The 10084-nt window shown below is 64.0% G+C and carries 9 protein-coding genes and 1 pseudogene; 8 read left to right on the top strand and 2 right to left on the bottom strand.

Annotated elements, in window-relative coordinates; genetic code table 11:
- Together IC66_RS0118000 and IC66_RS0117995 are read right to left on the bottom strand one after the other, a co-directional pair.
- Positions 1–206: pseudogene (locus IC66_RS0118000) on the bottom strand (phospholipase); the annotation flags it as partial.
- 22 nt (positions 207–228) lie between these two features.
- Positions 229–1200: a S1C family serine protease gene (locus tag IC66_RS0117995; RefSeq protein ID WP_038948544.1), complete on the bottom strand. Its 972-nt coding sequence runs from the start codon at positions 1198–1200 to the stop codon at positions 229–231.
- 238 nt (positions 1201–1438) lie between these two features.
- Here IC66_RS0117995 and IC66_RS0117990 point away from each other — a divergent pair, with 238 nt between their 5' ends.
- From IC66_RS0117990 to IC66_RS0117955, 8 genes are all read left to right on the top strand, one after another.
- Positions 1439–1897, top strand: coding sequence for a hypothetical protein (locus IC66_RS0117990; protein WP_038948543.1), 459 nt, complete (start codon positions 1439–1441; stop codon positions 1895–1897).
- A 151-nt stretch (positions 1898–2048) separates the two neighbouring features.
- Complete coding sequence (locus IC66_RS0117985; RefSeq protein WP_049801875.1) at positions 2049–2438, top strand: hypothetical protein; 390 nt, start codon at positions 2049–2051, stop codon at positions 2436–2438.
- Positions 2439–2595: 157 nt separating this feature from the next.
- Entirely contained in the window at positions 2596–4014 is a 1419-nt protein-coding gene (locus IC66_RS0117980) for a M20 family metallopeptidase (RefSeq protein ID WP_038948539.1), read from the top strand.
- Positions 4015–4275: 261 nt separating this feature from the next.
- Complete coding sequence (locus IC66_RS0117975) at positions 4276–6066, top strand: peptide ABC transporter substrate-binding protein (protein WP_038948538.1); 1791 nt, start codon at positions 4276–4278, stop codon at positions 6064–6066.
- A gap of 29 nt (positions 6067–6095) precedes the next feature.
- Complete coding sequence (locus tag IC66_RS0117970; RefSeq protein WP_038948537.1) at positions 6096–7055, top strand: ABC transporter permease; 960 nt, start codon at positions 6096–6098, stop codon at positions 7053–7055.
- Entirely contained in the window at positions 7021–7938 is a 918-nt protein-coding gene (locus tag IC66_RS0117965; protein ID WP_028139904.1) for an ABC transporter permease, read from the top strand. The genes IC66_RS0117970 and IC66_RS0117965 overlap by 35 nt, the downstream gene beginning before the upstream one ends.
- Entirely contained in the window at positions 7938–8933 is a 996-nt protein-coding gene (locus IC66_RS0117960; RefSeq protein WP_028139905.1) for an ABC transporter ATP-binding protein, read from the top strand. Before IC66_RS0117965 ends, IC66_RS0117960 begins: the two co-directional genes overlap by 1 nt.
- A complete protein-coding gene (locus tag IC66_RS0117955; RefSeq protein WP_018316287.1) occupies positions 8930–9898 on the top strand; it encodes an ABC transporter ATP-binding protein in 969 nt (322 codons plus the stop codon). Before IC66_RS0117960 ends, IC66_RS0117955 begins: the two co-directional genes overlap by 4 nt.
- The last annotated feature ends 186 nt before the right edge of the window (positions 9899–10084 follow it).

Genomic DNA, 10084 nt, shown 5'->3' with positions numbered 1-10084 from the left:
CGCTCGCGGAGGCCCGCGAACTGCTCTGGCCACTCTCCATTAGCCGCGTGTGCCGCTTGCAGCGCCTCATCCGGTGCGCCGATCGCGTTCATCACGGTAGCGAACGCCGGCGGATGCAGATGGCGTTGGAAGAAGCCGAGCGCTTCCAGCGCATTGAGCAGCGGCGGCAGCACGGCCACGATGTCGTCGATCACGGCCTCGCTCATCGCGGCTTCCTTCAGCGTGGGATCAATGCAGCTTCGGCGCCTTCAAGAGCTTGAAGCGATCGGTGGAGGTCACCGTGACGTCGAAGGTGACGCCTTGGTGGTGCACGGTCAGCGGCACGTCGACGCCGGCGGCGCCGAGTGCCCACATCTTCTTGTAGAAGGCGGTCTGGCTCGTGACCTTGTCCCCGTTCACGGCGAGGATGATATCGTCGGTCTTGAGCTCGGCGCGCGCGGCAGGACCGTTGGGGGAGATCCCGATCACGACCACGCGGTTGTCGATCTCGGTCGAGTAGAGCCCGAGCCAGGGCCGCGCCGGCTTGTTGACCCGACCGAACTTGCGCAGATCGTCCAGGATCGGCTTCAAGAGGTCGATCGGCACGACCATGTTGACGTGCTCGGCCTTGCCGTCGCGCTCGCGTTCCAGCTGAAGCGAACCGATGCCGATCAGCTCGCCGCGCTCGTTGAGCAGCGCCGTGCCGCCCCAGTTCGGATGCGCAGGATAGGTGAAGACGGCTTCGTCCAGCAGATATTCCCAATAGCCGGCGAATTCCTGCTTGGCCACGATCTGGCTCGCGACCGAGCGCGTGCGACCGCCGGCGCCCCCGACCACGACGCGGTCGCCGATCCGGGTTTCCGCCGAGCTGCCGAGCGGCAACGGTTCGACGTCGAGCTCACCGAGGGCTTGCACCAGGCCGAAGCCGGTTTCGGAATCGAAACCGAGCGCGTGGCCTTCGACCACCCGCCCATCGCTGAGGTGCAGCCACACCGATTCCGCTTCGGTGATGAGATAGCCGATGGTGAGCACCAGTCCGTGATCGATCACGACGCCGTTGCCGGCGCGTTCGGTGCCCAGCGTCTCGGCGCTGAAGGCGTCCGGCGGGACGATAGCGTGCAGGCCGACGACGGACGCGAGCGCGCGGTCGAGATCGAAACCGTAGTCGCTCGCACGCGGCTGATTGGCCGGCGGCACTCTCCATTCGGTCAAAGCGGGCATGGAGTTCTCCTGGTCTTTCCTTGGCGCTTTGACACACCTCTCGCGCACGAGAAGCGCCGCGCTAAATCAAAGACAATCTATGCCGCAAACGCCCGCCTTTAAAGACCGCCATGCCTCAGTCGGTCGGGAAATGCAGAAATTCTGGACCGATCGTGCCCTGTGGGTCCTGGTGTCCGTGCGAAAAGACGTTGTCGACCCAGAGTGGCAAGCGTATCGTTCGCCGTCTGTGGAACAAGCCATGAGCGATGACAAGAATTTCGATCGGCTAACTTTGGAAAATGCACTGGCCGAGCTGGGCCGCAGGGCCTTCGCCGCAGGCCGCACCGTCGAAATCGTCGTCTACGGCGGATCGGCCCTCCTGCTGACCTTGAATCGTCAGATCAACACCGGAGACGTCGATGCGGTGTTTGAAGGAAACAAGGATTTCATCAAGCGACTTGCGACCGAGATGGCGGAGGAGTTCGGCTGGGACGAAAACTGGTTGAACGACGGTGTGAAGGGGTGGTTGAGCAAGAGAGACGCGGATCCTGACGTGAAGGCTCTATTCAAGACCTACCCCACCGAGGATCAGCCGGGCCTGCGCGTCTATACCGCCAGACCGGAATACTTGTTTGCCATGAAGTGCCGCGCGATGCGTGTCGGCGGTGTCGAAACGAATTCGGACATTGACGACATCAAGCTCATGCCCACGCGATAGGTATCAAGACTAGCCAGGATGCACTCACGTTGGTCGAAAAATTCTATCCGCAGAATGCGCTTCAGCCCAAGACCCGATTGGGTCTCGAGGAGATTTTCTCAAATCTCGAGACTGGGCCCGAAGGTGATCGCATGCCTCCGTCGAGCCAACCATGAACCTGTTCGGCAAGAAGCCCGCAACGCTGAGTGACGTCGTTCGCCGCGTACAGGCTGGCGAGCAGAAGTTCGATCCGTCGCTCCGCGAATTTCTCGATTGGTTCTACATGAACCCGAACGCACGACAGCAGGCGATCGAAGAACGACCCGCTTCCATCGACGCTGTGCACGACGCCTATACGGCGGCCGTGGCGGAGCACCTTGCGCGCGTTTACGGATTACAGATACCGGAATGGACCGAGGTTCACGGTAATGGGCTTCGCGAGCCCTTCTTCGCGGGCGGTCTACAATCTCTGAAGGGGGTGCTGGTTGCCGAGAGTCCGACGGCCTTCCGGCGACGCCTCCTGTTCGTAAGCAAAGACGCGCTCTCGAGGCCGAGAATGTAGCGCCGTAGGGGCGGCCGCCTTGGGCCGCACTGTCTTGGGCCCCACTGTGAGACCCTGCCGGGCCGCATGGCTGGTGTCCCTGCCGCTGCTAGGCGGCCCCTGCCTAAGCTGCTAACCATTGCCGCTTCGTTTGACCAAGGGATCACGGACCGAAGCAATGGACAACCGCAGCGACATCTGGCGTGGCGTCGACACAATCAAGGGGCGTTTCATCGACCTCAGCGACAAGGTGTGGGGCATGCCCGAGGTGTGCTACACCGAGGCGCGGTCCGCCGCCGAGCATCTCCTCGAGCTGCGTCATCAGGGTTTCCGCATCACCGAGAACGTCGCCGGCATTCCGACCGCGGTGATGGGCGAGTGGGGCGAGGGCGGTCCGATCATCGCCTTCATGGGCGAATATGACGCGCTGCCCGGTCTCAGCCAGGAAGCGGGTGTCGCCGAGCATCGTCCGATCGAAGCCGGCGGGCACGGCCATGGCTGTGGTCACAATCTGCTCGGTTCCGCCGCGCTGCTCGCCGCGACCGCGGTGAAGGACTGGCTTGCCGAAAACAAGATGCCCGGCCGCGTGCGCTATTATGGTTGCCCGGCCGAAGAAGGCGGCGCGGCAAAGGCCTTCATGGTGCGCTCCGGCGCGTTCGAGGACGCCGACATCGCCATCACCTGGCATCCGCACAGCTTCTGGGAGGTCGCGGTGACGCCGTCGCTCGCCAACACGCGCGCGGACTTCATCTTCACCGGCCGCACTTCGCATGCCGCGGCCTCGCCGCATCTCGGCCGTTCCGCGCTCGATGCGGTGGAATTGATGAATGTCGGCGTGAACTACATGCGTGAGCACATGCCGAGCGATGCGCGGGTGCATTACGCGCTGCTCGACACCGGCGGCATTGCGCCCAACGTGGTCCAGGCCCATGCGCGGGTGCGCTATTCGATCCGCGCCCGTGACCTTCCCGGCATGAATGAGCTGGTCGGACGTGTGAGCAAGATCGCCGAGGGCGCGGCGCTGATGACCGAGACCAAGGTCGAGATGAAGATCATCTCCGCGGTCTCCAACATCCTGCCGAACACGCCGCTGGAGCAGGCGCTGCACCGGGTCATGGAAGAGCTCGGACCGCCGCATTTCGACGATGCCGACAAGGGTTTTGCCAGCCAGATCCGCGCGACCTTGAGCGACAAGGATATCGCGTCGGTCTATTACGCGATCGGCATGGAGCAGACCGATCGGCCGCTGGCCGACTTCCTGGTCCCGCTCGATGCCAAGCGCAACCCGCTGGTCGGCTCGACCGACGTCGGCGACGTCAGCTGGGTGGTGCCGACCGTGCAGGTTCACGCCCCCACGGTTGCAATCGGCACGCCGTTCCACACCTGGCAGGTGGTGGCGCAAGGCAAGAGCCCGCATGCCCACAAGGCCATGGTGCAAGCCGCCAAGGCGATGGCCGGTCTCGGCATCAAGGCGCTGACAGATCCGGAACTGATCAAGGCGGCCAAGGCCGACCTGAAGAAGCGGACGGCCAAGACGCCGTATGTCTGCCCGCTGCCGGATCACGTCGAGCCACCGCTCGACATGTCCGTCGCATAGAATTTCGCCTCCACACTTCGTCTGATGCTGCGAACAAATTTTCCGCAGTGCAGCGTGCAATCCAGCATGTTTTGATGCTGGATTGCCGAACGGATGGGCTGCAGAACGCAGTTTTGCTCAACAGACAGCCAGAAGACCGTTTGCATACACACGGTCCCAGTTGACGCGCCCCCCATTCGGTGTGCCATCTACTGCCAGCCAATTGGGCGGCCAGCTTTCACGGCCGTCCTCATCACTATGGGAACCAGACGGGGGACAACCATGCTGGATAAAGAACTGCGTTCGATGATCGGCGAGGTGAAGGATGGGCGGATGGATCGCCGCGCTTTCATCACGCGCATGGCCGCGGTCGGTCTCACCGCCCCGCTGGCCAACCAGATCCTCGCGCTCGGCGGCGTCGCCATGGCCGAGGGTGCCTCGACCTACAAGCCGACCAAGCGTGGCGGCGGTGGTGCGCTGAAGCTGCTGTGGTGGCAGGGCCCGACCTTGCTCAATCCGCATTTCGCCACCGGCACCAAGGACCAGGACGGTGCGCGCTTGTTCTATGAGCCGCTCGCCTGTTGGGATCCCGACGGCAACATGAAGCTGGTTCTCGCCGCCGAAATTCCCTCGATCCAGAACGGCGGCCTGGCCGCCGACGGCAAGTCGGTGACCTGGAAGCTCAAGCCCGGCGTGAAATGGCATGACGGCACGCCGTTCACGGCCGACGACGTCGTGTTCAATTGGGAATACGCCAAGGATCCGGCGACCTCCGCGCTGACGATCGCGACGCTCCGCGACATCACCGTCGAGAAGGTAGATAACCTCACGGTCCGCATCCTCTTCAACAAGCCGACGCCGTTCTGGGCCGACGCCTTCGTCGGGGCGCCCAACACCATCATCCCGAAACATCTGTTCAAGGACTACATGGGGTCGAAATCGCGGGAGGCGCCGACCAACCTCTCGCCGGTCGGCACCGGCCCCTACAAGTTCGTCGAGTTCAAGCCGGGCGATCTCGTCCGCGGCGTGCTCAACCCAGATTATCACATGCCGAACCGCCCCTATTTCGACAGCGTCGAGATGAAGGGCGGCGGCGATGCCGTCTCGGCCGCACGCGCGGTGATCCAGACCGGCGAGTACGATTTCGGCTGGAACATCCAGGTCGAGGACGACGTGCTGTTGCGCCTGGAAAAGGGCGGCAAGGGCAAGACGGTCTATGCGGTCGGTGGCGACACCGAGTTCATCGCACTGAACTTCACCGATCCCAACACCGAGGTCGATGGCGAACGCTCTTCGATCAAGACCAAGCACCCGCTGTTCTCGGATCCGGCGGTGCGCAAGGCGCTCTCGCTGCTGATCGATCGCGAGTCGGTCAAGAAGGCGATCTACGGTCGCGCCGGCCGCACCACGGCCAACTTCCTCAACGGTCCCGAAAAGTTCGTCTCCAAGAACACCTCGTGGGAGTTCAGCATCGAGAAGGCCTCGAAGATCCTCGACGAGGCCGGCTGGAAGCCGGGCCCCGACGGCATCCGCGAGAAGGACGGCAAGAAGCTGAAGCTGCTGTACCAGACCGCGATCAACGGTCCGCGCCAGAAGACCCAGGCGATCGTCAAGCAGGCCTGCCAGAAGGCGGGCATCGACGTCGAGCTGAAATCGGTCGTCGCCTCCGTGTTCTTCTCGTCCGACGTCGGCAATCCCGATACCTATTCCAAGTTCTACGCCGACATGGAGATGTTCCAGATCCCGCTGAGCCAGCCCGATCCGTCGCAGCACATGCGCCGCTATCTCTCGACCCTCGTCGCCACCAAGGAGAACAAGTGGCAGGGCACCAACTTCCCGCGCTGGGTCAACAAGGAGTACGACGCAACCATCCAGGCTGCGGACGGCGAGATGGATCCGGTCAAGCGCGCCGCGCTCTACATCAAGGCCAACGACCTGATGTACCAGGACACGGTGTTCATCCCGGTGCAGCATCGCCTAAAGGTCGAGGCGGCGGCCAACAATCTGCGCCCGGTCGTGTCCGGCTGGGCCAACGAAACCGACAATCTGTTCGACTGGTACCGCGAGGAATGATCCCCCAACTCTAGACGGGGCCTTCCCTCATGAGCCAATACGTCCTGCGTCGCCTGATGATCGCGATTCCGAGCCTGCTCGGAATCTCGGTCGTGCTGTTTGTCGTGCTCGCGCTTGCGCCTGGCGATCCGTTCTCCGAACTCGCGACCAATCCGAACGTGCCGCCGGAAGTGCAGGCGGCGCTTCGGGCCAAGTTCGGCCTCGACGATCCGATCCACCTTCGCTACCTGCACTGGCTCAACGCCATGCTGCACGGCGACTGGGGCTTCTCCTTCGTCAGCCGGATGAACGTCGACACGCTCATCCTCCAGCGCCTGCCGGCCACGCTCTACGTGATCGGCTCGGCGCAGATCCTGGCGCTGCTGATCGCGATTCCCGTCGGCGTCTATGCGGCCACGAAGCCCTATTCGCTGTTCGACCAGATCGCCAACACGCTCGCCTTCGTCGGCTTCTCGCTGCCGACGTTCTTCACCGGCATCCTGTTCATCCTGATCTTCTCGGTCACGCTGGACTGGCTGCCGTTCGTCTACACCACCGACATCAAGGGCACCGGCATCCACTGGGTGCTGGAGATGATCCGACAGGCGATCATGCCGGTGGCGGTGCTCGGCCTGTTCCAGGCGGCGTCGATGACGCGTTTCGTGCGCTCGGCGATGCTGGATGTGATCCGGCTCGACTACGTCACGACCGCCCGCGCCAAGGGGCTCGGGCAGGCCAAGGTCATCATCAAGCATGTCATGCGCAACGCCATGATTCCGGTCGTGACGTTGATCGCGCTGCAGATGCCCGCGGTGTTCGGCGGAGCCATCGTCACCGAGCAGATCTTCCGCATTCCCGGCATCGGCTCGCTGCTGATCTCCTCCATCCTTTCCAACGACACGCCGGTGGTGATGGCCGTCACCTTCGTCTTTGCGTGTCTCGTCGTGCTGTTCAATCTCATCGCGGACGTGCTTTATGGCTGGCTTGACCCTCGCATCTCCCTCCGCTGAGCGGCGCGTCTACTCGCCCTGGCGCGAGACGTGGCGGCGCTACAGCCGCCACAAGCTTGCCGTGGTCAGCGCGTTCCTGCTGCTCGTTCTGATCCTGGCAGTGGTGCTCGGCCCCTTCGTCTGGCGCGTCAAGATCGACGACATCGACATCGTCGCAGGCATGCAGGGGCCCTCGCCGGCCCATCCCTTCGGTACCGACGATCTCGGGCAGGACATCCTCGCCCGCATGATCTATGGCGGGCGCATCTCGCTCGCGGTCGGCCTCGCCGCGATGCTGGTCTCGGTCTTCGTCGGTGTGCTGATCGGCGCGCTCGCCGGCATGTCGCGCGGTGCGCTCGGTCACGGGCTGATGTGGCTTACCGATCTGTTCCTGTCGCTGCCGCAATTGCCGCTGCTGCTGCTGCTGATCTATCTCTTCCGCGACGGCCTGAAGGCCGCGTTCGGTCCGGAGGGCGGCATCTTCATCCTGATCGTGCTCGTGATCGGGGGGCTGCGCTGGATGCCGGTGGCGCGGCTCGTGCGCGCCCAGTTCCTGTCGATCCGCGAGAAGGAGTTCGTCGAGGCCGCGCGGGCGCTCGGGGCCAGCCCGGTGCGGCAGGTGGTGAAGCACATCCTGCCCAATGCGCTCGGTCCGGTGATCATCGCCGGCACCATCGACGTCGCCGCCGCCATCATCGCGGAATCGACGCTGTCCTTCCTCGGCCTCGGCTTTCCACCCGACACGCCGACCTGGGGCCGGCTGCTGTATGACGCCAAGGACTTTCTCGACATCGGCCCGCACTGGGCGCTGTTTCCGGGCGGCGCGATCTTCATCGCGGTGGTCGCCATCAACTTCATCGGCGACGGTCTGCGCGACGCGCTCGATGCGCGACGGGTGATCTGATGGCGCCGCTGCTCGAAATCAAAGGGCTGAAAACCCACTTCTCCACGGACGACGGCATCCTCCAGGCCGTCGACGGCGTCGACATCTCCATCAACCGGGGCGAGACGCTCTGCGTCGTCGGCGAATCCGGCTGCGGCAAAACCGTCACCGCGATGTCGATCCTGAAGCTGATCGCGATGCCGCCGGGCCGCATCGCGGCGGGTCAGATCATCTTCGAGGGTCGCGATCTCGTGCCGCTGACCAGCAACGAGCTCGACGAGATCAGGGCCAAGGAGATCGGCTTCATCTTCCAGGAGCCGATGACCTCGCTCAACCCGGTGCTCACCGTCGGCGAGCAGATCGCCGAAAGCCTGCGCCGCCACGAGGCCGTGACCAGGAAGCAGGCGCTCGATCGCACCATCGAGATGCTGAAGCTGGTGCAGATCCCCAACGCCGAAGGTCGCGTGCACAATTATCCGCACCAGTTCTCCGGCGGCATGCGCCAGCGCGTGATGATCGCGATGGCGCTCGCCTGCAAGCCGAAGCTGATCATCGCCGACGAGCCGACTACCGCGCTCGACGTCACCATCCAGGCCCAGATCCTGGATCTGCTCCAGGACATGAAGGAGCGCTTCGGCATGGCGGTGATGCTGATCACCCATGCCATGGGCGTCGTCGCCGAAACCGCGCAGCGCGTCGTCGTGATGTATGCCGGCAAGGTGGTCGAGGAAGCGCTCGTCGACGATCTGTTCGGCAATCCCGGTCACCCCTATACGCAAGGGCTGATCCGCTCGATCCCGCGCATCGATCTCGACAGCGAGCACAAGACGCGGCTCGAGGCGATCGGCGGTTCGGTGCCGATCCTGATCAATCCGCCGGTCGGCTGCCGCTTTGCGCCGCGCTGCAAGTTCGCCATGAACGTCTGCACCGAGAAGGAGCCGTTGCTGCGCGAGATCGCACCCGGCCATCGCATGGCCTGTCATCTCGGCGATACAAATCTGGGAGGCGCGGCATGAGCGAACCCTTGCTGCAAGTCTCCAACCTGAAGAAGCACTTCCCCGTGCTCGGCGGCCTGCTGTCGCGCCAGGTCGGCACCGTCTATGCGGTCGATGGCGTGTCGTTCTCGGTCAATCGCGGCGAGACGCTAGGTCTCGTCGGCGAATCCGGCTGCGGCAAGTCGACGACGGGGCGCTGCGTGCTGCGCCTGATAGAGCCGACCGACGGCGAGGTCACTTTCGACGGCCAGGACGTGCGCAGCCTCGGCGGCAACGATCTGCGCGCGATGCGGCGCAACATGCAGCTGGTGTTCCAGGATCCGTTCGCCTCGCTCAATCCGCGCATGACGGTCGGCGCGATCCTCGGCGAAGCCTTCACCATCCATAATCTGGCGACCTCCGCCAAGGAGCGCGAGGAGCGCGTGGCGGGCCTGCTGGTCAAGGTCGGGCTCAAGGCCGAGCATATGCGGCGCTATCCGCACGAGTTCTCCGGCGGCCAGCGCCAGCGCATCGTGATCGCGCGCGCGCTGGCGGTCGAGCCAAAGCTGATCGTCTGCGACGAGCCGGTCTCGGCACTCGACGTGTCGATCCAGGCCCAGGTCATCAATCTGCTGGAAGACCTCCAGGCCGAGCTGAACCTCACTTATCTCTTCGTCGCGCACGACCTCTCGGTGGTCGAGCACATTTCCGACCGCGTCGCGGTGATGTATCTCGGCCGCATCGTCGAGCTGGCGAAAGCGAGCGATCTCTACCGCAACCCGCAGCATCCCTACACCAGGGCGCTGCTGTCGGCGGTGCCGGTGCCCGATCCAAAACTCAAGCGTGAGCGCATCCGCCTCAAGGGCGACGTGCCGAGCCCGATGAAGCCGCCGTCGGGTTGCCACTTCCACACCCGCTGTCCGATCGCCCAGCCGCGCTGCGCGGAAAGCGCGCCCGTGCTGAAGGAAGGGGCGGGCGGGCATTTCGTGGCGTGTCATCTGGCCTGAGGCTCCGAAAGCGAGTTCAGAATCCGTAGGGTGGGCAAAGCGACTTGTCCGCCGTAGCTCGAAGAGCGAAGGCGGAAGCGTGCCCACGATTCTGAAGACGTGGGCACGGCGCTGTCGCGCCTTTGCCCACCCTACGCACTTCCATCTTAGTCGAGAGGCACGCCATATTCCGACAGGGCCTGCCTG

This window comes from Bradyrhizobium genomosp. III, assembly GCF_000261705.1.
GTDB lineage: Bacteria > Pseudomonadota > Alphaproteobacteria > Rhizobiales > Xanthobacteraceae > Bradyrhizobium > Bradyrhizobium ottawaense.
This window is presented reverse-complemented; position numbering and strand designations above follow the sequence as displayed.

Excerpts from the sequence above, each read along its gene's own strand:
- IC66_RS0117985 (WP_049801875.1), top strand. The coding sequence starts at position 2,049 with ATGAACCTGTTCGGCAAGAAGCCCGCAACGCTGAGTGACGTCGTTCGC.
- IC66_RS0117990 (WP_038948543.1), top strand. The coding sequence starts at position 1,439 with ATGAGCGATGACAAGAATTTCGATCGGCTAACTTTGGAAAATGCACTG.
- IC66_RS0117975 (WP_038948538.1), top strand. The coding sequence starts at position 4,276 with ATGCTGGATAAAGAACTGCGTTCGATGATCGGCGAGGTGAAGGATGGG.
- IC66_RS0117995 (WP_038948544.1), bottom strand. The coding sequence starts at position 1,200 with ATGCCCGCTTTGACCGAATGGAGAGTGCCGCCGGCCAATCAGCCGCGT.
- IC66_RS0117965 (WP_028139904.1), top strand. The coding sequence starts at position 7,021 with ATGGCTGGCTTGACCCTCGCATCTCCCTCCGCTGAGCGGCGCGTCTAC.
- IC66_RS0117980 (WP_038948539.1), top strand. The coding sequence starts at position 2,596 with ATGGACAACCGCAGCGACATCTGGCGTGGCGTCGACACAATCAAGGGG.
- IC66_RS0117970 (WP_038948537.1), top strand. The coding sequence starts at position 6,096 with ATGAGCCAATACGTCCTGCGTCGCCTGATGATCGCGATTCCGAGCCTG.
- IC66_RS0117960 (WP_028139905.1), top strand. The coding sequence starts at position 7,938 with ATGGCGCCGCTGCTCGAAATCAAAGGGCTGAAAACCCACTTCTCCACG.
- IC66_RS0117955 (WP_018316287.1), top strand. The coding sequence starts at position 8,930 with ATGAGCGAACCCTTGCTGCAAGTCTCCAACCTGAAGAAGCACTTCCCC.